This window comes from Chitinophaga caeni (assembly GCF_002557795.1).
Classification (GTDB): domain Bacteria; phylum Bacteroidota; class Bacteroidia; order Chitinophagales; family Chitinophagaceae; genus Chitinophaga; species Chitinophaga caeni.
The window spans coordinates 92194-116315 of record NZ_CP023777.1; the positions used below are offsets into that span (position 1 = coordinate 92194).

Consider the following 24122-nt stretch of genomic DNA (forward strand, 5'->3'; position numbering starts at 1 on the left):
CCTAATTATTTAAGTGAACGAAACTATCGCTATCTAATAAGAACTGGCCGTTTACAGCAACCCGGTCAGTTGTATCCAGCCCCATTAATACTTCGATCTTACCATCGTATTTCAAGCCGGTTTTAACTTTCCTTGGCACAAAAACATCATTTTCTTTTACAAATACCACGGAATGATTTCCCAGCGAAACGACGGACTCGGCTGGCAACCAATTGGCTTCCACCTTGCCGGGATAAGTGTAAACTTCAACATCGGCGCCTACTTGAAAAGAGTTATTCTCTTTTGGTACCGGGATTCTTGCCATCAAAAAGCGTTCTCCATCCCTGGGAAAGGGCTCCAGGAGATTCACCCGGCCCCTAAACTCTTGTTTCCCGTTAACTACCCTGGCTGTCGTACCATTTTTAATATATCCTTGTTGATCGGGGTTGATGCTTACGGCGATACGGAGTTGATCATTATCGCTTACACTAAGCAAAGTCTGACCTTTCTTTACATATGCTCCTTCCTTTAACTGTAGCGGTTGAGTTACCATATTTTTATTAATTGCCAAACCCGGTTCAAGCAGGATGCCAGCGGCTTGGCTATAAATTACTACCCGGTAATTAGGCTTTCCGCTAGCCAAGATATTATTTACCTGTTTGCTTGTCATGCCGAGTAAAATCAACTTTTCGCGCGCGGCATTCAATAAGGATTTATTATCCTTATCCTGCTGGTAAATCAAGAGCAATTGTTCCTGCGCGGTAACCAGGCTTGGACTATAAATTTCCGCGATGGCTTGTCCTTTCTTGACCGTTTCAAAAGCCGATTTCACGAAGAGGCGTTCAATGCGCCCTTCAACATTCGACACGATAGCAGCATCAGACCGATCATCATACTCAACTCCTCCATGCGAAACTAAAACCGGGACAAGCTGCCCATGTTTTAATTGAACAGTTGCAAGGTTGCTCACCACTACTTGATCTGAAGCCTCCAGGAGTTTTCGTAAGCCGGTATCCTGCAACAGCTCGCCCGTAATATCGGACTGGTGCCGCACAGGTTGCGGCGATGGTTTACAAGCAAAGAATAACGGTAAAAAGAATATCCAGTAATATTTCATAATAACATGTATTTATGCTTGTTCCAATATTTTCTCATATTCCACCAATAAGCTGAACCAGGCTTTCTGTTGATTCCAATATTCCAACTGGGCCATATTTAAAGCTTCCCAGGCATCGAATAATTCGAATAATTCGGAGGTGTTTTGTTGATATGCCAATAAAATTGCCTTATAATTCTTCTCCAAAGACGGGATAATCTGTTCACGGTATAGTTTTAATTGTTCCCGTTTCGTAAGCAGGTCATTTTTCAACCCGAACGCTCTACCCAATGCTTCATTAACGATAGATGATCTCTTTTGTTCCAACGCGACCTGTTGCCATTTCAATTTCTCCAGCTTCGCTTTAGTTGCTTTGGAACTCCAGGGCAACATCGGCAATTTCATCATGCCCATCAAGGAAAATTGTTGCGGTTGGTTACCAAAGCCCACCATATGATCATACTTGATCCCAAATTCCGGCTTCAGTTCCGTTTTCTCTTTGCTGCCTTCTACTTCATTTACATGTATTAAATCATCTACCATTTGAATGTCGCTACGATTTGCGACCAACAAATTCGAATCCGGCTTCAATAACAGTATATTTTTCTCGGGTAAAACACTGTCGATATCAAAAGATGTATTTGCCGGTCTATACATAAATGCATTTAGTAAAATTCGTTGTTTACGTATTTCATTTAGAAAGTTCAGCCGATCATTGCCCAATTTAGCAAGGGCTGCCTTTGCTTTATAGTAAGCATTGATCTTCCCCAAGCCATTTTTATACCTAATCTCGGCAGCCTGTATCATAAAGTTGAGCAATTGTTCATTCTCATCCAGCACACGTAACATCTTTTCATCAACCCACCAGTTATAATATGCCATTTTTGCCTGTGCAAAAAGGACATTGCGTTCCACACCGGCCGCGCTTCTTTGTACACTAGATTGTGCCGACAAGAATGCGGCGTTGGCTTTTTGTTTACGGGTATTGGGAAGCATTTGCTCGACAGAAAACATGACCGCCCCCATCCCATTGTTTCCCATTCCGCCGGACTTCCATTTGGAAATATCATAAGGGGCCATAAAAACTCCCGCCCCGGCAGTAGGCGCCATCCAGCTATATGCACCATCTACCGCGGCATCCATGGCATTAGCTTCGGCCAGGTACACCTTCAGTGACGGGTTATTCGTTTCAATCCGATTTAAGATCGAATCGAGACCCATTACTTCCTGGGCCATCGTGCGGCTAGCCCAGGATAATAAAACAATATATATCGCGACAATTTTTTTCATGATCAATGTTTTGCATCTAACACTTCAATTTTTCCATACTTCCTTAATTCATATTCCTTGGTCATTAAGAAAATCAGTGGAGTAACTAATAAAATATGCGTAGCGGAAGTCAATACCCCACCTACCATTGGCAATACGATGGGTTTCATCACATCGCTTCCAACACCGTGACTCCAAAGTATAGGTAACAATGCGAACAAGGATACCGAAACTGTCATGAGCTTAGGTCGCAAACGCTTCGCTGCACCAGCTATGACAGCTTCTTTAAGATCATTGAAAGAGATGCTATCCCTTGAATTTCCTTTCTTAGCCACTAATTGCTGCATAGCGTCATTCAAATAAATTACCATGACGATTCCCGTTTCAACAGCCAATCCAAACAACGCGATAAATCCCACTGCAACAGCAACGCTTAGGTGTACATCCCACAAATAAATCATGTAAGCCCCACCGATCAATGCGAATGGCACTGTAATCAAACTAAGCAGCGCTTCCCTAACGCTATGAAATGCGAAATACATACAGGCAAATATTATCAGCACGACAATGGGGAGTATTAACATTAGTGTTCTTTCGCTATGTATCAAGTTTTCATATTGACCGCTCCACTCCAGGAAATATCCTTTTGGCAATTTCTTCATCACTTTCTCCAATTGGTCTTTGGCCTCTTGTACCGTGCTGGCTAGATCCCTGTCGCGCACGTTAAAGAGCACCGTTCCACGCAATAGCGCATTTTCAGAGTTAATCATTGCCGGGCCATCCGTCCAATCAATAGTTGCGAGATCAGAAAGGGGTACGGGGCCATAATCTTTTGTTTGTACTTGCAATTGCCGGATGTTGGAGAGGCTGTTCCTGGCGTCTTGTCCAAACCTTGCATTCACGCTGAACCTTTGCCTTCCTTCAATGGTGGTCGTAAGTCTCATTCCACCTAAAGCTGTTTCGATCAACGCATTCACATCGTCAATCGAAAGGTTGTAACGGGCGATGGCTTCCCTGTTTATTTGTATATCGAGATATTTACCACCGGTAATTGGTTCAACGTATAAATCGTTAACCCCCTCGATACCGGTTAGCGCATTTTTTACTTCCTGCGCCAGTTGATTGATTTCATTCAAATCCTGGCCGTACACCTTGATACCAACATCGGTTCTAATCCCGGTAGAGAGCATATTGATACGGTTGATGATAGGTTGTGTAAACCCGTTGGTGACGCCCGGTATCTGCAACTTTGCATTCAACTCGTTGATGATATCTTCTTTATTAAATCCTTCGCGCCATTCCGACCTCGGCTTCAACAAGATGATCGTCTCGATCATGCTCATGGGTGAATTATCGGTGGCAGTATTTGCACGACCAGCTTTACCCAGCACATTCTTTACTTCCGGAACCGTTTTGATGATCCTATCCTGCACCTGTAAAATACGCTTGATCTCCGTATTGGAAACATCCGGTAAAGTAACGGGCATGAAGAGTATAGAGCCTTCATCTAATGGCGGCATAAATTCGCGGCCCAAGCTCAGCACCAGCGGAATACTTATGGCTAATGCCAGCAAGTTAATACCGATCGTGGTTTTCCTCCAGTGGATGCACTTGCGTATCAAGGGTTCATAAATGCTTTCCAGGAAGCGGTTTACCGGCTGTTGATGTTCGGGACGGAAACGACCCTTCATAAAAAATGAAATCAACACGGGCGCCAATGTCACTACCAATAAAGCATCCACTAACATGATGAATGTTTTGGTATATGCAAGTGGGTGGAATAATTTACCCTCTTGTCCTGTCAGCATAAAAACGGGCAGGAAGGAGGCGATGATAATGATTGTCGCGAAGAAAACTCCCCTGGAAACTTGTTGGCAAGATTTTTCGATGATAGCCAAGCGTTCAGTTTCCGGTATCCGGGCCAGTCCTTTTGTTTTATTTCTTGAAAATAGATTCATCGTTCAGATCATTTAGCGTTTTTTCCTTCTTCCTGTCTCAGCGACAAATGGCGGTATGCATTTTCAGACATGATGATGCCGTTGTCCACGATAACGCCGATGGCCAACGCGATACCGGTTAATGACATGATATTAGAAGAGATACCGAAAGCATTTAGCAATAAGAAACTTATGGCAATCGTGATAGGTATTTGAATAATGATGCTCATTGCGCTCCGCCAATCAAACAGAAATATGAACACGATAAAACAAACGACGATCATCTCCTCGATCAATTTCCATTTTATATTCTTGATTGCCGCTAATGTCAATTCACTTCGATCATAAGCTACTTTAAACGTCACACCTTCCGGCAAGCCTTTTTCCACTTCCTTCATCTTTTCTTTTATAGCATCGATTACGGCATTTGCATTTTCCCCGTAGCGCATAATCACGATACCTCCTACAACTTCTCCTTCTCCATTTTCATCGAAGATTCCGAGCCTGAGATCCCCTCCCATTTGCACGGTAGCTATGTCTTTTACCAGCACCGGCGTTCCATTGATACTTTTCAAAGCAATATTTTCGAGGTCCTGCTTACTTTTTACGTAGCCTAAACCACGGATGATATAAGCCATATCGCTCATTTCGAATTTCCTTCCACCAACATCATTGTTATTGGCTTTAACCTTGTTCATCACATCCATGAGGGAAAGGTTATAAAATTGTAGTTTGGCCGGATCAACAACAAGTTGGTATTGTTTCTCGAACCCGCCGAACGATGCCACTTCCGCCACGCCGGGAACCGTTTGCAAAGCCAGTTTGATATACCAATCCTGCAAGGCCCTTTGCTCTCCCAAATTCATATTCTTAGCTTCGAGCGTGTACCAGAAAATATGACCGACACCGGTACCATCGGGACCAAGGGTCGGCACGACGTTTTCGGGTAATAAGCGTTGCGCGTAATTAAGTCTTTCCAACACCCTCGTTCTTGCCCAATAAATATCTACATCATCATCGAAGATGATATACAGGAAACTCATCCCGAACATGGAACTAGCCCTAACATTTTTCACTTTCGGTATGCCTTGCAAGTTGCTGACTAGCGGGAAAGTGACTTGGTCTTCTATAACCTGCGGGCTCCGGCCCATCCATTCGGTAAACACGATGACCTGGTTTTCGGAGAGATCGGGAATCGCATCAACAGGATTATTTTTCACCGCGTAGATTCCCCAGGAAAACAGGCCAAGCGCTAAAAGAAGCACTATTAGCCTGTTCTTCAGGGAGAGAGAAATAATTTTTTGAATCACTTTACAGTAGATTTAAATTATTGTATCGTGGCCTTGGTACTTCCACAGGACAACATTTTATCCCCGAAATAGGGGTTTTCGATTTCCTTGCGGTTGCTTAACCAATTAGCGCCCTTGTTATTAAATGCCATGGGACAATGATCATAATAAAGCGCACCACCGGGTGCACCGAATTGTTGGCTGAGATTGTAAACGCCCTCGGTTAATTGTGAAAATGCTAATCGTTGTGATTCGATATCATCGGTCATAGAAATAGCACTGCCTTGCTTCTGGATGCGATCTATGGGCATGCGGTAGGCATCTAATTGCGCTACGGGCACATGTGAAAGGTCAAAGCCATCTATCAAAGCTACCATTTGCTTTGCGCTCCCGGCCGCTGTTTTGGCATCGTCTTTCACGAGGGCGTCCTTTAAGGCTAAGTAATGTTGCTGCACTTGCGCGATATGTTGGCCTACTTCCTTAGGTACATTTTCAAAACGTGCTAAAGCAGTATTGCCTTGTTCCATATTATCCATGTCGTGTCCCTGGTGCCCGTCATGACCTTCTTGAGCTCCGTGCATTTCATGGTTTGCATGCATCATTTGGGTAGAATCTTCCCCTTGTTTGGAAGCGTTTTTCGGATTATTGTTACAAGCAACAAGCGCCAGTCCTGCCAATACGCAGGTAGGGAAAAACAACCTTTTCATAGTAATTACAGATTTATAAGTGAATAGTTGAGTCTATCGTGCAGAAATAAAAATAGGTTCTGCTAGGGTTGCAGGGTTGCAGCCATAGTAAACCTATAAACAAGTTCGGGGTATCAGATCAGGAAATTGCAGTTCAATAAATATACGGGGGTAAGACAAGTTCTACCCGGGGGACCGTGCACCCATGGAAGCCTATTTTGAACTAATACAGGGATATAAATATCTTGGATGGGCGCCCATAATTTTGGAGGTAAGTCCGAAATGAATTCAACAGGTAAATGAATAGTATCTCCCGCCGTGTGATCCACTGTTTTCACCATAATGCTGTCATCGGAACAGCAAGATTTTTTCGTAGATTTCTTAGCACCGCATTTTGAACAAATATTCGACTCTTCAAACCATGACACTTTTGCGAGCTTCCCCATGCAGTAATGAAAATTAATCACTGCCCCGGAGGTGCTGCTTAAATAAAAAGTGCTTAATATGATAAGAAATATCGATTTCATATAAAACGGTGACTACCACAAAAGTAGGGGTCAATTAGCTGGAAATTATTATAAAATTATGGGAATGTTTTATATAATTTGGGCAATTAACCTATCGCTTTCATTACTAACCAATAAAAAGTGGATAAAAAAAATCCTTTTGACCACTTTCATAACCAATTCTGTATCAATATACGAAATGCCGGGGTATAAAAATCTATGTCATAAAATTATATTTTCTAATATTTAAATATATGAATTATCGTATTATTTGTAATTTTAAAGTTAAATTGAGTAATATACCCAGTTATAATTTGTCCTTATGCATATTGTAATTAAGCGTTGGGGGTTAAGTGCCATACTTTTGGGAAGCCTAAACATTGCCAACGCAACCACATTCTATGTCGACCTAAATGCTACCGGTGCCAATGAAAACAGCCGGGACATTGTTACCTTAGCCGATAGGCACAAGGAGTCAACAATTTCCGGGAAAGGTAAAAAGGCGGCCATAGTTCCTACAACGATTGAAACCGGGAAATTTGCCAGCACAATGGCTCCTCCCCCGGTACTTACGAATGATACTTATACATATTGTCTTAATAGCAGTATACCCACGATGGACAATTTCGTAACTACCCCACCGGGTTATGCTACGATATTGTGGTACACCACGCCCAACGGCGGTACCGGGAGTACTTCAACTCCATTGAGCCCGGATCCAACAGTCGCTGGAACGAGCGTTTACTATGTTTCAGCATATGACCCTGTTACCACGAATGAAACGCCGAGGGAAACGCTCACTATCATTGTTCAAGCTCAAACTGCTGCTCCTACTGCTAACAATGTAGAGCTTTGTCAATACAGCACGCCGGGCAATGGCGGTATCAGCGGGCAAATAGACCAGTTATCTAGTGCAACAGGGAATAATTTAAGGTGGTATGATGCTGCTTCAGGCGGCACTGAATACCCTTCACCGCCAATCCCGGGTACTTTAAGTACAGGAACGACTTCCTATTTTGTAACAGCTACCGACCCGGGAAGTTGCGAAAGTCCCAGGGTTGAAGTACAGGTTCTTGTGCATCCTAGCCCTAGCTGGCCGTCATCTAGCTATGAAGAATATTTTTGTTACCAGGAAAGTAGCCCTACCTTGAGAAACGTGGTGGCACAGCCCGGTAATACTCTATATTGGTATAATGATCCCACGGGAACCGGAACTACGACCCAACCAACTATCGATGTTTCCGTACCCGGTCAAACGACCCGTTATTATGTTGAACAGCGGAATGGCTTCGGTTGCGGCAGTAACCTTGTAAATGTTGATTTCATCGTGGGACCCGATTTGCAACCGCCAGTTGTAAATTCACCTGTTACTTTCTGCGTTGGCAATACCGCCCCGCCTTTATCTGATTTTGCGATCGGATCAAACCTGATGTGGTATCAGACTACGGGAGGCACTCCGGGAACACCAACAAGTGTGGCGCCAACCGTGGTTACAGACCAGGTAAAACAGGAAACTTGGTATGTTTATCAAACTTTGCAAATCGGTAATGCCGTAACGAACTATAAAACTTGTAACAGTGCCCCTGCTTCTATCGAAGTAAATGTGGATAATGCTCCCGCGGCTCCACAACCCGTTACAACACAGGTTTATTGTCAAAATTCAGCTCCTGTACTTATAGAAAACCCTACCGGGGATTTCATTTGGTACGACATGTCTTCCGGCGGTACCGGCACCACGCGCCCTCAAACAAATACAACTGCTGCCGGGAATTATAGCTGGTGGATAGCGGCTACGAATGGTCAATACTGCGAATCGGCCAGGACGGAGGTACCTATCACGATTACAGCAGCGCCGGCGGAGCCTACAGTTCCAACGCCTCCAGTATTTTGTGAAGGACAACCGGGCGGTCCACTCGCAGCAACCCCGGCCACCGGAACTGCCTTAGCATGGTATACCACTGTTTCAGGCGGTGCGGGTGTTACCAACCCGCTCATTGCGCAAACAGATGCCCCGGGTCTGATCAACGACCAGGCTTATGTTACTTCTATCGATGCCAACGGCTGTGAAAGTAACCGTGTAGCGGTTCCCTATATGGTGCTGGTAAATGATTTACCGGATTTTAGCGTCAACGATATTTGCTTGAATAGTACATTAACCCTTACACTTAACGGCGCAATGCCTGCAAATGCTTCATGGGAAGTAGATGGCGGTCAAATTGTATCCGGAAGCGGCAATACACGTCAAGTTCGTTGGGACGTTCCAGGTACCTATAATGTAGGTTTGATTGATCCATCAGCAACACAATGCAGTAGCGCCAGGTTGAAAACCGTTACGGTGTACGATGTTCCGAATGTACAAATTGCACCGATAACCGCCGGTATTTGCGCAAATTCTGATATAACACTGTCCGCTTCGGGGGCTTTAACATACGATTGGACACCGAAAACCAATATGACGGGCGGCACCACGGCAACACCTACGGTCACCGTTATAGATGGTGCAGTATACGCGGTAACCGGTACCGATGCGAATGGTTGTGCCAACACGGCATCCATTACGCTTCAATCCGACCCGAACTGCATTACATATGCTTTCCCGAATGCTTTTTCACCTAACGGTGACGGCGTGAACGATGTATTCCGTGTAAAGGGAATCGGCAGTCCTTCAATCTTCGAAATGAGGATCTACAATCGCTGGGGCAACCTGCTATTCATGAGTCAAGATATGTCTAAAGGTTGGGATGGCAACAATGCCGGGAAACCGCAGGAAGTGGGAACATACACCGTGATGATCCGCTACGTAGATGAAAACAAACAGATCATTTCGAAAAAGGGTACGTTAACATTAGTTCGATAATAATATAATTAGAACTTTTCGCGAAGATCCCCGGTAAAATAATTGCCGGGGATTTTTTATTAAATTTAATCATTGTTGTCCGACTAAATTTTAGCCGGGGAGCAATTTGATCCCTCGGTCTGGCCTTTCTACTACTGTATGGCCAAGCTACCCTTCGCTATCAACGGTGCGAAGTTCCACGGTTCTCTTGGCGGGGGGGGGGTGAATGTATCATCCTTCGCTTATATCCTTGAACAGGTAAGGTATTCAAGTACCTTTAAAGCATTTTTAGCCGGACAACAATGAAATTTAACTAGAGTTCATTTTAAGAATGTTAAATATTCTTAGCGGAATTTGTCTTCACCAACCAAACAACTGCTTCATTGTTATACTAACACAACAATTAATATAATTATGGCAACTACAGTAGCAGATCAATTAGTATCCATGCTGGTACAGGCAGGCGTTAAAAGGGTATACGCCGTTACAGGAGATAGTTTAAACCCGGTGAACGATGCCATCCGTAAAGATGGGAGTATACAATGGATTCATGTCAGGCACGAAGAAGCCGGCGCCTATGCAGCGAGTGCCGATGCACAATTAAACGGGATCGGTTGTTGCATGGGCAGTAGCGGCCCCGGGCATGTTCATTTGATAAATGGTTTATATGATGCCCATCGCAGCGGTGCGCCTGTCATTGCGATAGCTTCTACCTGTAATACCACGGAGATTGGTACGAATTATTTCCAGGAAACTAATACGATAAAATTATTTGACGATTGCAGTTACTATAATCAAATAGCAAATACGCCGCATCAATTTGCACGCATGATGCAACATGCGCTGCAAACCGCCATCCATTCCAAAGGTGTTGCGGTGGTTGGTTTACCGGGCGATGTTGCAGAAATGCCGGCAAGCGAGGTTCCTTCTTCCATACAAACATATTTCCCGAAGCCCAAAATCACCCCTTCACCGAACGAATTACAAGCGCTTGCCGATATTCTTAACAAACATGATAAGATTACTATTTACGGTGGCGCCGGATGTAAAGATGCCCGGGAAAATGTACATGCACTGGCTTCAAAATTGCAAGCGCCGGTGTCCTATTCTTACCGCGGTAAGATGTACCTGGAAGGTGATAAGGATCATGCTGTAGGCATGACAGGCTTACTTGGCTTAACCTCGGGTTATTCCAGTATGCACGATGCAGAGGTGCTACTCATGTTAGGGACAGATTTCCCCTATGCGCCATTCCTAGAAGTCAAAGGAAAAATCATCCAAATAGACATCAAGCCTGAACTCCTTGGAAGACGGGCCAACCTAAGCATGGGCTTATGCGGCAATATCAATGACACCCTGGTTGCATTGATTCCACTGTTGCAACAAAAAAGCAACCGGGACCACCTTGATAAACACCTGGATGAATTCCACGAAGTTAAACATGGCATGGCCACGGGAGAACAGGGAGAAAAAGGCAGTATTTATCCTGAATACATCGCTCAGCTAGTGGATAAAATAGCCGATCCTAACGCTATATTTTGCGTAGATACCGGGATGTGCAATGTGTGGGCTGCCCGATTTATTTCGCCTGCCGCCGGAAGGGAAATGCTGGGCTCGTTCAACCATGGTTCTATGGCCAATGCGATGCCCATGTCTATCGGTACGGCATTATCACAACCGGGTAGACAAACCGTTGCCTTTTGCGGTGATGGTGGTATCTCCATGTTACTAGGCGATTTAATGACAATCGCACAATATAAATTACCGGTTAAACTAATCGTATTCAATAACCGCTCCCTAGGTATGGTTAAGCTAGAGATGGAGGTGGCCGGGTTAATGGATTGGCAAACTAATATGGTCAACCCTGACTTTACACTCGTTGCGACCGCGATGGGCATCCAGAGCTTTACCATAGAAGATCCCAAGGAAGCGGCTTCAACATTGAAAGCTGCATTTGAGCATAAAGGAGCGGCGCTAATAAATGTATTTACAGATCCAAATGCGTTGGCGATGCCGCCCAAGGTGGCTTTCGACCAAGTTAAAGGATTTGCTCTTTCCATGTCGAAAATGATTTTAAATGGCCGGTTTAGTGAAGTATTTGATACGGTAAAAACAAACACCCGGCATATAAAGGATGTGCTATAAAAATAATTCTTAAAACAAAATCTCCCCGCTACTTCTTGATTTCAGAGATTAGCAGGGAGATTTTATATGCTAACTAAAGTTCAACTAACGCTATGTTACATATTAAAAGAATTGCCCCGGATGATATACATTCATTTCAAACCCTAATCAAAGTATTCGGGGAAACATTCGAAATGAAAGATTTCAAGATGCCTTCAACGACCTACCTGCTTAGTATACTGGATAAGCCAAATTTTATGGCCTTCATCGCCGAAGAAGATGGTAGGATAATAGGCGGCTTAACTGCTTTTAGGCTAGATTTATATTATAGCGAAAAACCCTTGGCATATATTTATGACCTAGCAGTTTTACCTGCTTTCCAAAGACTGGGCAATGGGCAGCAATTAATAAAGTTCTTCAATAATTATTGCCGGGAACATGGATATGAGGAAGTATTCGTCCAGGCAGATTTAGAGGATATCCACGCTGTTGAATTTTATAAGAAAACACGTCCTACGAATGGCGAGGATGTAATACATTTTTATTATACCTTATAAAAATCAATACAAAATCTTTACATTAGTATATTAAGATAAAACCTTTAGCCAAAACTCATAACTTCTTTGGAATGAAACCCTTATTAAACAAATATTCCTTTACACTGTGCAGTTTTTTCTTTATAATTTCTATAGTTACCAAGGCCCAAACCCCGCTTAACAATTCTGAAAAACTCGCAACCTTTTGCAAATTTTGGGGATTCCTCAAATACTATCACCCCGCGGTGGCGGATGGCTCAAAAGATTGGGATAATATTTTCATAAAAAAATACTACGGGATTAATGATTTACAATCTAAAGAAGCCCTAAACGAATTTTATTTATCCTGGTTAGACGAATTGGGTGAAGTGCCGGTATGTAAAAAATGTTCACCTCCCGGTAATGATGATATTACTTATAACCTTGATGAATCCTGGATGAAAGATGATCAACAATTTACGGTTGAGCTGCAATCTAAGCTTCAATTCATCTTATCAAATCGCTATCTAGGGAAAAGGTATTATGCTAACTTATATCCATTTACTGGTAATTTAAAACCTAGTAATGAGAAAGCTTATAATGACTCGATTTATCCTTCAGCGCCAATGCGTTTGTTGACCTTATCTAGATTTTGGAATATCATAAATTATTATTACCCTTATAAAAACGTCATTACAGACAATTGGGCATCGTTACTTACTACCATGATACCTAAATTTGTTGATGCGCAAGATACTTTAAACTATCACCTGGCCATTTCTGAATTAGTGGCTAATTTACATGATAGCCATTCCCTATTCTTGAGTCCTTACGAAGTAAAACATTATTATGGCAACAAAGTTCCGCCATTTAAATATAAAGTTATTGACGAAAAAGCTGTAGTAACCAGTTTATACAACGACTCCATCGGCAAAAAATTTGATTACCAAGTTGGAGATGCCATTATAAAGATACGTGGACAAAATATTGAAGACGTAATTAAAGATCGGTGTAAATATATCGGGGGCTCCAATCGACCGGCTCAGCTAAAAACATTAACCTATGTTTTACTCAATGACACCACGGACCAAGTAAAAGTAACCATTGAAAGAAACGGTCAACAACTGGAAAAAATGCTGCCTTTATATCAAACCTATGCAGAGATGAAGCCCCAACCCGTGAAAAAAGAATTATACAAACTATTAGACGGGAATATAGGATATATTAACCTTGGAGAACTGGAAATTAAGCAAGTAAATGATATCATGAAAAAATTGGAGCATACGAAAGCATTGATTATAGATGTAAGAAACTATCCAAAAAATACAGTATATAAAGTAGCCAATCATCTTAACTCCGAATCAAAAAAGTTTGTCAAATTCACCCGACCTAACAATGACTATCCCGGCACCTTTAAACCAGTCCCGGCAATATCAGTTGGCCGTAATAATAAAAATTACTACAAGGGAAAAGTAATATTGTTAACTGATGAAATGGCTCAAAGTCACGCCGAATTTACATTGATGGCATTAAAAACAGCCCCTAACGTTACTGTGGTTGGCAGTCAAACTGCCGGAGCAGACGGCAATGTCAGCACCATCACACTCCCCGGCAACTTTAAATTATATATGACAGGAGTAGGTGTATTCTATCCCGACGGCACGCCCACCCAAAGGGTAGGGATAGTGCCCGACATAGAAATAAAGCCTACAATAAACGGCATCAAAGCTAAAAAAGACGAAGTACTTGATAAAGCCATAGAAATCGCCCGACAATCATAGTAAAAAAATTTCAACATAACCGTAACAAAAAAAGCATTGTTGTCTGCCAAACTTCAGCAAGACAACAATGCTCAACAATCAAATAAAATCACCGGAAAAGCACCGGAAAGGTCCAAAAATCAATGTAATCTCTAAATCCGTGATCGAGATTAGTGCAACTCGAATCCTGCTTTCTTCACCGCATCAATCACATCTCCTTCTTCCACGTTTTCCTTCTGAACTGTCAACACCTTATCCGGATTTTCAGTATCCACCTTCCAATTTCCTTCGCCTACAGCTTTATCAAGGAAAGGTTTTACAGCGCTAACACAACCGCTACAGTTAATATTTGTTTTTAATTGAATCGTTTTCATTTCGTTTGATTTGATATTAGTAAATGAATTTTTCTTTGTCAAGGAAGTATATTTCAATCGTAAGCTATTACTTACAACCGACACAGAACTCAAGGCCATAGCAGCCCCGGCAATCATCGGGTTGAGTAAAAACCCGTTAAAAGGATATAACAGCCCGGCAGCAATCGGGATACCGATCAGGTTATAAATAAATGCCCAGAATAAGTTTTGATGAATAAGCTGAACCGTTTTCTTCGACAATAAGATCGCTTTAGGAATTTGTTTCAGATCAGATGAAATCAAGGTCATCATAGCCACATCCATCGCTATATCTGTACCTTTCCCCATGGCGATACTTACATCCGCTTGTGCAAGGGCATGACTGTCGTTGATACCGTCTCCAACCATGGCAACGGTTTTTCCGGCAGCCTGTTGTTGTTCTATAAACTTAGCTTTATCAGAAGGCAAAGCGCTAGCAATAAAATGTTGAATACCAACTTCTTCAGCCACGGCTTTTGCCGTTTGGGCATTATCGCCGGTAATCATGTAAACATCTATTCCGAGTGATTGTAGTTCAGCGACAGCTTGTTTAGAGGAGCCTTTTATCTTATCAGCAATAGCAATAGCAGCTAAAGCTTTCCGGTCATCGGCAAACCAGGTGACCGTATATGCCTTTTGCAACCAGTTTTCTGCCTGTTGTCTTAATATCGGGTCGATGGTAATATTATGTTCGGATAGCAAGCCTTCATTACCCACTATGTAATTACGCTGTTTATAAGTGGCCGCGGCGCCCTTCCCGGTTATACTTTCAAAATTGTCAAGGACAACTACCGGGCTAAGATCCGTTTTTTGAAGATATTGAGCGATTGCTAATGCCAGCGGGTGTTCGGATTGTTTTTCAATGGCTAATAAGATCGGGGCTGTTTTTTCATCAAGCCATTTCAAACCAACCACGGCAGGCTTTCCTTCGGTGATAGTGCCGGTTTTGTCCAGTACCAATACATTTATCTTTTTCGCTTTTTCAAGGCTCTCCGCATCTTTTATCAGGATACCATTCTCTGCTCCTTTTCCGACACCGACCATTATAGCCGTAGGAGTAGCTAGTCCTAATGCGCAAGGACAAGCAATTACCAACACGGTAACCATTGCCAGCAAACCTTGTGTCAACCCATTATCACCTCCAAGAATCAACCAAGCTACAAATGTGGCTAATGCTATCGCCAACACAACCGGAACAAATACGGCCGCCACTTTATCAACCAACTGCTGCACCGGCGCCTTGGATCCTTGTGCTGTTTGCACCATCTTAATAATATGTGCCAATACCGTTTCTGCCCCTACTTTTTCCGCTTTTACCTGCATACTACCCTTTTGATTCAAGGTACCTGCCAGCACTTTTCCGCCTATCTCCTTAAATACAGGAATCGGCTCCCCGGAAATCATGCTTTCATCAACATAAGAACTTCCTTTTGCAACGGTGCCATCAACGGGAATCTGCGCACCCGGCTTTACGATTAGTACATCACCGATCAGCACTTGTCCTATCTCGATTTCTTCTTCCTGCCCGTTTTTATTGATGCGCGTTACCGTTTTAGGCTGCAATCCCATCAATTTTTTAATAGCGGAGGAGGTAGAGGCTTTTGCCCGTTCTTCCAAGAGTTTACCAAGCAAGATAAAGGCGATCACAACGCCTGATGCTTCAAAATAAACATGCGCATGTAATCCGCGGCTATGCCAAAATTCAGGATTCAAAGTATTGAATACGCTGAAAATATAGGCAATGCCCGTGCTTAACGCTACCAGGGTATCCATGTTTGCCCGTCCGTGCTTTAGCTGCTTCCATGCATTCACGAAGAATTGGTTACCGAATATTAACACGATCGGCGTAGCTAATGCCCACATGATGTAGTTGGCATACGGCATTTCCATAAAAAACATGCCGATGATAACTAATGGCACGGCAAAGATTATCGCCCAGGTCGTTTTCCGTTGTAACAAGGTCAGTTTCGCAGCTTGTAATGCAGCCACTTTATCTTCCGTATCTGCTTCTTTTTCAATGATTAAATCGTAACCGATAGATCTAACTGCCTGCTGGAATGAGGCCAGTTGTGCTGTTTGAGGATCGTATTCCACCGTGGCAGTACTATTTGCAAAGTTCACCGCGGCTTTCGCGACGCCTGCTTGTGCAGATAGCATGCTTTCTACACTCCCAGCACAGGCGGCGCAGGTCATGCCGATTACCGGGAAAGTATCTTTTATTAGTTGCTGATTCATATTCTTAGTCATGATGTTGAACTTAGAATACAAAGTTAAGACGGGCTAGGGCCCAGGATGTTATATGATTCGGGTTAAGATTTACAATATTTTGATCACGGATGTAAGGATTACACGGTTTTTTGTTTGCTTTTGATTTTATGATTTGATTTTGTTGTTTTTTTTGTTGTTTTTTTTGTTGTTTTTTTTGTTGCTATTGTTTTTTGTTGCTATTGTTTTTTGATAATTATTTGGAAGATGCTCTTTCTATTAGGTGGATGGGGATAATTTCGCGGGTTTGTTTGGTGGCGGTGGCGCTTTTTTGTTGGATGAGTTCTAGTAATGCTGCTACCACCCGTTCGGCAGTGGTCGTTGGATCCTGATCGATGGATGTGATGCTCGGGGTCACGATTTCTGTTCTCGGGTCGTTTGAATAACCTACTATTTTGACTTGGCCGGGTACATTTATCCCATGATTTCGACAGTATTCTAAAACGGTGATGGCCGTAGTATCATTGGTGGCAAAAATGGCGTCCGGCCATTGCTTTTTAGAGAATACTTTTTTGCAGGTTTGTAAGGCGTTTTCTTTTGTGAGTTCTTGGAAGAATACACGGCTCTTTTTATATGATTGTTTATATTCTTGTAAGGCTTTTTTAAATCCTTCTAAGCGCCTTGTATATAAGCTGCATGTCAATGGTCCAGATATGTAGACGATATCTTTACAACCTTTTTCCAATAGATGCTTGGCGCCTTGATAGCCCCCATCCTCATCATCACCACAAACAATTTTGCCTTCGTAATTGCCGGGAACGCGGTCAAAAAATACAACAGGGATATTGTTCTTTTTAAATAAGTCGAAATGTGAGAAATCAGTGGTGTACAGGGTTGTAGAAACAGCCAAAGCTTCCACCCTGGCTGAATACAAAGTATTTACCAAAGCAACTTCCTGTTCGTAAGAATCGTTGCTTTGGCAAATAATTAAATGATATCCATATTCCTGTAAGCGGTTTTGAACGATAGTTGTAATAGCCGCAGGGTAAAACATCGAAATACGCGGCACAATTAATCCAACAGTTTTACTTTTATTGCTTCGCAACCCGGCAGCCAAGGTATTGGGCCGGTAACCGAGCTTTCGTGCCATTTTACGCACTTTGTCCTTGGTCTGTACACTGATATTAGGATGATCATTTAATGCCCTCGATACAGTAGATACAGACAATGACAATGCTTCGGCAATATCAACAATTGTTTTTTCGGCGCGGTTTCGCATATAATACGCATTTTGAACTTGGTGGCAAACTAATCAATTTGAAGGAAATTCCTTAATTATCGTCCCATCCATCCGCCATCAACAACTAAAATGGTACCGTGAACATAGTTGGATGCATCTGAAGCCAGGAAAACTGTCGGCCCCTTGAAATCGTCAGGTTCTCCCCACCTTCCGGCAGGTATCCTATCGAGTATAGATTTGCTCCGATCATTATCCGCTCTCAATGCAGCCGTATTATCTGTGGCAATATAACCCGGCGTGATGGCATTTACATTGACACCCTTCCCGGCCCATTCGTTAGCAAAAGCCTTCGTGATTTGAGCCACCGCACCTTTGCTAGCTGCATAAGAAGGTACATTGATACCACCTTGAAATGATAGTAATGATGCCGTGAAAATAATCTTCCCGCTTCCCCTCGCCACCATTTCCTTACCAAATTCACGACCCATGATAAATTGAGCCGTTTGATTGATAGCAATCACTTCATCCCAATACTCATCGGGATGTTCCACCGCGGGAGCCCTTTTAATCGTTCCGGCATTATTTACCAGGATATCAATCCTAGGATGCTCATCTTTCACTTCCTTGATAAAAGCATATAAAGCTTTTCTATCAGAAAAATCACATTGGTAAGCATAGAAATTTCTTCCTAATGCCTTTACTTCTTTCTCAACTTCACTACCCGATAGTTCAAGGCTCGCAGAAACCCCGATGATATCGGCTCCTGCTTCTGCTAAAGACAAGGCCATCGCTTTTCCGATCCCCCTTTTACACCCGGTCACTAGGGCAATTTTATTATGTAAATCGAATGATTTTATTACGTTCATATATATTTATTTTGAAGGTAAAACAACGGTAACTGGGAACTGTAACTTCGCGGCAAACTGGTCAACATATTTAAACCATTCCTTACTATTTGTATACAATCCACCCTTGCTCCAAGCTGCGCCCGTAAAATAGGTGATTGTTTCGCCGCTATTAGCAGTTGTTGCAATTTTCAAATGCTGGTGATCAACAGATAAACCCTTATTCCCGGAAGGTAAAATACTGGCTACACCGGTAATACCATCATTTCCGTGTGCAGGTTCCCAGTAAGCCATAGAACCTTGCCGTTCGTTCAATAAAAACGTGCCGGGATCTTTCCTCTTCACGATACCGATTACCACCGGTAATGATTGTTTTCCTTTATAGCTATATACAACTTGGCATTTATTCAATTGTGATCCGGCATCCAGGCTAATAGTTTTCGAAACCTTAACGGAATTGTCTCCTACTGTCCAAGCATCGTATTCCAAACGGAAGGTGAAACGCAAAGGACCCTGGTCTAAGACTTGATACTTACGGTAATTTTTGGAATAAATAATAGAATCACCAATAACCGGGGCCATATCACCTGCTCCCAAGCTGAAACCCACGCTGTAATAATCCATACCTTCACCGTTATCATGATGGTAATCATTCGTTTTATACCACCTGTTAATTACCAGGTTCGTTGTACGTTTACTCCATACATCGATACCGAAAGCATTTTCATTGGTAGCTTCCAATGCCTTTCCATACATGCGGAACGCAACCCTTTCATTCTCCCAAGCAAAATCATCCTTCCTTTCAGGCACATACCGACCGTAAACCTTCGGTTCAATTTTGGTAGCCGCGGCATCTTCTTTTACGATTAACATTTTTCCCGCGGGAACTAAGGGCGCCAACAGTAATATTTGTTGCGCTTTTTTTGCTCCTTCATAACTTACTTGGTAAGGTATTTCCTCGCCCGTCAAGACATTCAATAATTTAAAAGGTTTATTTCCCGAAGTTCCCATGGCTTTAGCGAAAGCGGGATAATCAATCTCCACAAGGTCATTGCGTTCAACACCCAGGTTATTTTCCAGCAGCAAAGCATGCAGTTTCAGCTCATTTTCAGCCAAACGGATCATTTCACTTCCTGCCAACAGGAAAGCCCCGATACCATAAACCTCGGTATCATCAGCCGTCGCATGGCCGGGAGCAGCAGCGATAACCTGTACGAATCCCAGCTTACCATTCTTTTGCACACAGCCTCTCAAGGCGTTCCAAGCTTTCGTGACAACTGGCAAAAACTCATCCTTTGATAAAATTCCGTGGTTGATCCCCCAGGCCAAGGCATAACAAAAGAACCCGGTTCCGCTGGTTTCTTTCGAAGGATAATTATCCGGGTCTAATAATGCCGCCCTCCAAGTACCATCTTCCGCCTGCAAAGAAGCAACCTTGACCGCCATTTCTTTATATAGCCGGATGTATTTGGATCTTGCTGGATAATCAGTGGGCATATTATCCAGTACACGTACTAAACCGCCCATTACCCAGCCATTGCCGCGGCTCCAGAATACTTTCTTACCATTCGCTTCTTTTTTCCCGAAATACCGCTGATCCCTGAAGTATAAATGTTCATCGGTATCATATAAATAGGCCGTAGTTTTCCACCACAGTTTATCAGCGATATCGAGGTATTTGCGCTCCCCCGTTGCAGTAGCCAGGTAAGCTAATGCGGGAGGGCCCATAAATAACGCATCGCACCAAGCCCATTCCTTCATATGAACGTGGTTTACCCAATCCAGTGAAACATCATGTGGCGCGGCGATGATACTGTCGGCCTGTCGTTTCCACAGGCTGATCATATTGGTATCTTTATAAACCCGGCTTAATTGTGAATACGTCTGTCCCACGCAGTAGTCATCCGCAAAAAAACGTCGGGGACCGGTGTTCCAATCATTATCCTTCCCTATTTGGACCAACCAGTTTTGATACTTGGCATCGTTGGCCCATCGTGAAAATTTAAACATACCGGCATATAAAGCGCCGTAAGTCCAATCGGTTTTACCATGTTTCCAACCTTTATATTCCAAGTTGCCGATTTGCCAATCTGCCACCCTTTTCATAATCGATAAATTAGCGGCAGGATTTAAAGTTGTATCAATATTTGATTTAGCAAATAAACTTGTATTTACTAAACCTATTGAAAGGCAAATCAAAGTAAGTAATTTACATTTCATGTTGATGATCGTTAAAGATTTTAGGAGGCTATTTTTATAGCGACCGATATGTGTTTATCTTAAATCCGTGATAGCAGCCATATCCATATCGCCGTAATCCAGGTTTTCACCCGCCATACCCCAGATAAAGGTATAATTGCTCGTTCCGGCGCCGCTGTGTATGCTCCAAGGAGGAGAAATAACCGCTTGCTCGTTTTGCATCCAGATGTGGCGAGTTTGTTGCGGTTGCCCCCAGAAGTGCGCTACAGCTTGCCCTTGCGGCACTTCGAAATAACAGTATACTTCCATCCTGCGATCATGTGTATGCGCAGGCATCGTGTTCCAGATATTACCCGGGTGTAATTCCGTCATACCCATTTGTAATTGGCAAGTTTGAATTACGGATGCTACTAGTAATTTATTGATCGTCCGCAAATTGGCGCTTTCTTGCGAACCCAGTGTCACAATTTCAGCATCTTTTTTAGTGATGTGCCTCGTGGGGTGACTGGTATGGGCCGGGGTAGAATTTACGTAAAACTTGGCGGGCATCTTCGGGTCTTTGCTACTGAAGATCAACTCCTCCTTACCTTTACCAATATACATGGCTTCCTTAAAATCTACATGGAATATCTCGCCATCTACCTGGATCGTTCCCGGTCCACCGATATTTATAATACCTAGCTCCCGCCTTTCCAAGAAATACTCGGCCTTCAAGGCGTCTACGGGCTCCAATTGAAGGCTTTCCTCAACCGGCATAATTCCACCAGCAATAAAACGGTCAAAGTGAGAATATACCAAGTAAATTTTATTAGCTGCGAACAATTGCGGTATATGCATCGCTTGGCGGGCCTTTTCCGTATCCCAGGCTTTAGCTTCCGCAGGACTGAAAGCGTACCTTACTTCTACATGCGTATTCATGATATTATTTTTTATCCTTTTCTAAAGAGTAACAAATGACAGCTATAACTGTTTATACCTGGAAATTACAGCATCCCGGTCAAATATGCAAACGTTTGCATAGAATTCTCAAAACATATCGAAAAGCCGTTGTACTTTTGAATTACGAATCATAAAAAAGTCCATCAAAATAATGGTTTAGTCCTACGAAATGCAGTGTACCAAAGCGTTTCAACTTTAGGCAAAATCTTATTAGTGATAATCATTTTAGTATTAACACAGGCTTAACTAATCACTATTTTAGCCATATGAATATTTATATACAAATTCATCCCAAGGATAATGTGCTGGTGGCGTTAAAAGATTTACCGGCTGGACAAACGATCGATTTCAATGGAGATAGTTTCAACTTATTAAACAATGTACCTGCAAAACATAAATTTACCATCACGGATATTGCCGAAGGCGGCAGCATCACCATGTATGGTGTATTAGTCGGCAAAGCAACTGCCGAAATACCTAAAGGTGGTATCATTACCACCCGGAACCTAGTCCACGATGCCAATGCCTTCCATGACCAGGATGCGGCCTTCCAATGGCAAGCTCCCGATATTACCCGTTGGTCGGGTAAACACTTCATGGGCTACCACCGGAAGGACGGCCAGGTAGGCACCCGTAACTATTGGCTGGTGATCCCGATGGTATTCTGTGAAAACAGGAACGTCAACGTCATTAAAACTGCCTTTGAAAAAGGCCTGGGCTTTGCCCCTGAAGAAGTGTATAACAACCAGGTGCTGGAGCTAGTTGACCTGTATAAAGGTGGCAATATAGAAGGGATTAAAACCTACCGGCCGCAAGCGGTTCAAAACAATCAGCACAAAAGCAGTGTATTTCCCAACATCGATGGAATCAAGTTTTTAGTACACGAAGGTGGCTGCGGCGGCACGAGGCAAGATGCACAAGCGCTATGCAACCTGCTGGCAGGCTACATCCATCATCCTAACGTAGCCGGGGCTACCGTGCTGAGCCTCGGGTGCCAACATGCACAGGTTTCATTATTGCAACAAGCGTTGAACAAGTTAAACCCGGCGAACGATAAGCCGCTATTGATCTACGAGCAACAACATGCTCCATCCGAGTTCGACATGTTGTCTAAAGCGATCAGGGAAACGTTCTTAGCATTAATAGATGCCAATAAACAGGAACGCCAACCGGCGCCTTTATCCAAGATAGTTCTTGGTCTTGAATGCGGCGGTTCCGATGGGTTCTCTGGAATTTCGGCCAACCCGGCTATCGGCCATACTTCCGATTTAATAGTCGCGTTGGGTGGAACAACGATCTTATCGGAGTTCCCCGAACTCTGTGGCGTAGAGCAAGAGTTAATCAACCGCTGCGAAAATTCGGCAGTATCAGATAAATTCATCCAAATCATGCGGGCCTACGAAAAACAAGCCATGGCGGTAGGTTCCGGCTTTTATATGAATCCTTCACCCGGAAATATAAAAGACGGCTTGATAACGGATGCGATCAAATCGGCAGGGGCAGCGAAAAAGGGCGGCACCTCACCCGTAGTTGATGTATTAGATTATACTGAATACGTGAGAAAACCGGGATTGAACTTACTTTGTACACCAGGCAATGACGTGGAATCTACTTCGGCAGAAGTTGGCAGCGGCGCTAATATCGTGCTGTTTACCACCGGGCTGGGCACCCCCACCGGAAACCCCATCGCACCGGTTATTAAATTGGCCACCAATAGCGTCCTGGCTTTCAAAATGTCGGATATTATTGACATCAACACCGGGAGTATCATAGAGGGCAGCAAAACGATCGAGGAAATGGGAGAAGAAATATTGGATGAAGTTATTGACATTGCCAGTGGAAAAAAATATACGAAAGCGGAGTTGTTGCACCAAGATGATTTCATACCTTGGAAGCGTGGCGTAAGTTTGTAATTAGACACCCCATGAACTGTTTTCAACCGGGAACAGTACCATATAATTAATGCAGGGCCGATCGTATAGATTGGCCCTTTTGTTCGAAAGCCGGTTTTTCGTATACCACCCTTTGAATTTTATCTTGAATTTACCTGGAACTCTCCCTGGTTCAAGTTTCCAAACTTGGGGCTCCCCGTTGGTAGAATGTTCAACTGGTGGAACATTGTATTCCGCAACATTAGCCATTCAACAATTACCCGTGTATGGTGCAAGGAGTAAGTGGTCTTAATTGTGCCTGGGTCCGAGCTTGGAAGCACGAACCGGCAAGCATTTTGAGCATTTTGAAAAGCATTCAAAACCGAACCGGGGTTTGGAACACTTCTAGCTTCGATATTTGAACCGGCATGGAG

General features: G+C 43.2%; 16 protein-coding genes. 5 read left to right on the forward strand and 11 right to left on the reverse strand.

Annotated elements, in window-relative coordinates:
• Position 1: 1 nt before the first annotated feature.
• The 6 genes from COR50_RS00435 to COR50_RS00460 all read right to left on the reverse strand — a co-directional run bounded on the left by COR50_RS00435 (position 2) and on the right by COR50_RS00460 (position 6783).
• Entirely contained in the window at positions 2-1096 is a 1095-nt protein-coding gene (locus COR50_RS00435) for an efflux RND transporter periplasmic adaptor subunit (RefSeq protein WP_098192136.1), read from the reverse strand.
• A gap of 12 nt (positions 1097-1108) precedes the next feature.
• The gene (locus tag COR50_RS00440; RefSeq protein ID WP_098192137.1) at positions 1109-2365 is read right to left on the reverse strand and encodes a TolC family protein; all 1257 of its coding nucleotides are present in this window, start codon (positions 2363-2365) and stop codon (positions 1109-1111) included.
• 2 nt (positions 2366-2367) lie between these two features.
• On the reverse strand, positions 2368-4302 hold the full coding sequence (locus COR50_RS00445; protein ID WP_098192138.1) for an efflux RND transporter permease subunit: 1935 nt from the start codon (positions 4300-4302) through the stop codon (positions 2368-2370).
• 8 nt (positions 4303-4310) lie between these two features.
• A complete protein-coding gene (locus tag COR50_RS00450) occupies positions 4311-5591 on the reverse strand; it encodes an efflux RND transporter permease subunit (protein ID WP_098192139.1) in 1281 nt (426 codons plus the stop codon).
• A gap of 17 nt (positions 5592-5608) precedes the next feature.
• Positions 5609-6277, reverse strand: a complete 669-nt coding sequence (locus COR50_RS00455) for a DUF3347 domain-containing protein (protein WP_098192140.1) — start codon at positions 6275-6277, stop codon at positions 5609-5611.
• Positions 6278-6390: 113 nt separating this feature from the next.
• The gene (locus tag COR50_RS00460; RefSeq protein WP_157760570.1) at positions 6391-6783 is read right to left on the reverse strand and encodes an HYC_CC_PP family protein; all 393 of its coding nucleotides are present in this window, start codon (positions 6781-6783) and stop codon (positions 6391-6393) included.
• 301 nt (positions 6784-7084) lie between these two features.
• On the opposite strand from COR50_RS00460, the gene COR50_RS00465 reads away from it, so the two are divergent.
• The 4 genes from COR50_RS00465 to COR50_RS00480 all read left to right on the forward strand — a co-directional run bounded on the left by COR50_RS00465 (position 7085) and on the right by COR50_RS00480 (position 14018).
• Positions 7085-9619, forward strand: a complete 2535-nt coding sequence (locus COR50_RS00465) for a gliding motility-associated C-terminal domain-containing protein (protein WP_098192142.1) — start codon at positions 7085-7087, stop codon at positions 9617-9619.
• 393 nt (positions 9620-10012) lie between these two features.
• Positions 10013-11743 carry a thiamine pyrophosphate-dependent enzyme gene (locus COR50_RS00470; protein ID WP_098192143.1) on the forward strand — a complete coding sequence of 577 codons (1731 nt, stop codon included), beginning with the start codon at positions 10013-10015 and terminating at the stop codon, positions 11741-11743.
• 92 nt (positions 11744-11835) lie between these two features.
• Positions 11836-12279, forward strand: a complete 444-nt coding sequence (locus tag COR50_RS00475; protein ID WP_098192144.1) for a GNAT family N-acetyltransferase — start codon at positions 11836-11838, stop codon at positions 12277-12279.
• A 71-nt stretch (positions 12280-12350) separates the two neighbouring features.
• Positions 12351-14018, forward strand: coding sequence for a S41 family peptidase (locus tag COR50_RS00480; RefSeq protein WP_098192145.1), 1668 nt, complete (start codon positions 12351-12353; stop codon positions 14016-14018).
• Between the two features lie 149 nt (positions 14019-14167).
• Here COR50_RS00480 and COR50_RS00485 read toward each other — a convergent pair whose 3' ends face one another.
• From COR50_RS00485 to kduI, 5 genes are all read right to left on the reverse strand, one after another.
• Entirely contained in the window at positions 14168-16636 is a 2469-nt protein-coding gene (locus tag COR50_RS00485; protein ID WP_098192146.1) for a heavy metal translocating P-type ATPase, read from the reverse strand.
• A 214-nt stretch (positions 16637-16850) separates the two neighbouring features.
• A complete protein-coding gene (locus COR50_RS00490) occupies positions 16851-17873 on the reverse strand; it encodes a LacI family DNA-binding transcriptional regulator (RefSeq protein WP_098192147.1) in 1023 nt (340 codons plus the stop codon).
• A 56-nt stretch (positions 17874-17929) separates the two neighbouring features.
• Positions 17930-18700: a 2-dehydro-3-deoxy-D-gluconate 5-dehydrogenase KduD gene (kduD, locus tag COR50_RS00495; protein WP_098192148.1), complete on the reverse strand. Its 771-nt coding sequence runs from the start codon at positions 18698-18700 to the stop codon at positions 17930-17932.
• Between the two features lie 6 nt (positions 18701-18706).
• Complete coding sequence (locus tag COR50_RS00500; RefSeq protein ID WP_232516237.1) at positions 18707-20785, reverse strand: glycoside hydrolase family 88 protein; 2079 nt, start codon at positions 20783-20785, stop codon at positions 18707-18709.
• A 168-nt stretch (positions 20786-20953) separates the two neighbouring features.
• Entirely contained in the window at positions 20954-21796 is an 843-nt protein-coding gene (gene kduI, locus COR50_RS00505) for a 5-dehydro-4-deoxy-D-glucuronate isomerase (RefSeq protein ID WP_098192150.1), read from the reverse strand.
• Positions 21797-22083: 287 nt separating this feature from the next.
• Here kduI and COR50_RS00510 point away from each other — a divergent pair, with 287 nt between their 5' ends.
• Complete coding sequence (locus COR50_RS00510; protein WP_098192151.1) at positions 22084-23730, forward strand: UxaA family hydrolase; 1647 nt, start codon at positions 22084-22086, stop codon at positions 23728-23730.
• Positions 23731-24122 lie beyond the last annotated feature (392 nt).

Bases quoted from the DNA above. Each gene is read 5' to 3' on its own strand.
- COR50_RS00435 (WP_098192136.1), bottom strand. From the start codon at position 1,096: ATGAAATATTACTGGATATTCTTTTTACCGTTATTCTTTGCTTGTAAA.
- COR50_RS00440 (WP_098192137.1), bottom strand. From the start codon at position 2,365: ATGAAAAAAATTGTCGCGATATATATTGTTTTATTATCCTGGGCTAGC.
- COR50_RS00445 (WP_098192138.1), bottom strand. From the start codon at position 4,302: ATGAATCTATTTTCAAGAAATAAAACAAAAGGACTGGCCCGGATACCG.
- COR50_RS00455 (WP_098192140.1), bottom strand. From the start codon at position 6,277: ATGAAAAGGTTGTTTTTCCCTACCTGCGTATTGGCAGGACTGGCGCTT.
- COR50_RS00460 (WP_157760570.1), bottom strand. From the start codon at position 6,783: ATGAAATCGATATTTCTTATCATATTAAGCACTTTTTATTTAAGCAGC.
- COR50_RS00465 (WP_098192142.1), top strand. From the start codon at position 7,085: ATGCATATTGTAATTAAGCGTTGGGGGTTAAGTGCCATACTTTTGGGA.
- COR50_RS00470 (WP_098192143.1), top strand. From the start codon at position 10,013: ATGGCAACTACAGTAGCAGATCAATTAGTATCCATGCTGGTACAGGCA.
- COR50_RS00475 (WP_098192144.1), top strand. From the start codon at position 11,836: ATGTTACATATTAAAAGAATTGCCCCGGATGATATACATTCATTTCAA.
- COR50_RS00480 (WP_098192145.1), top strand. From the start codon at position 12,351: ATGAAACCCTTATTAAACAAATATTCCTTTACACTGTGCAGTTTTTTC.
- COR50_RS00485 (WP_098192146.1), bottom strand. From the start codon at position 16,636: ATGACTAAGAATATGAATCAGCAACTAATAAAAGATACTTTCCCGGTA.
- COR50_RS00490 (WP_098192147.1), bottom strand. From the start codon at position 17,873: ATGCGAAACCGCGCCGAAAAAACAATTGTTGATATTGCCGAAGCATTG.
- kduD (WP_098192148.1), bottom strand. From the start codon at position 18,700: ATGAACGTAATAAAATCATTCGATTTACATAATAAAATTGCCCTAGTG.
- COR50_RS00500 (WP_232516237.1), bottom strand. From the start codon at position 20,785: ATGAAAAGGGTGGCAGATTGGCAAATCGGCAACTTGGAATATAAAGGT.
- kduI (WP_098192150.1), bottom strand. From the start codon at position 21,796: ATGAATACGCATGTAGAAGTAAGGTACGCTTTCAGTCCTGCGGAAGCT.
- COR50_RS00510 (WP_098192151.1), top strand. From the start codon at position 22,084: ATGAATATTTATATACAAATTCATCCCAAGGATAATGTGCTGGTGGCG.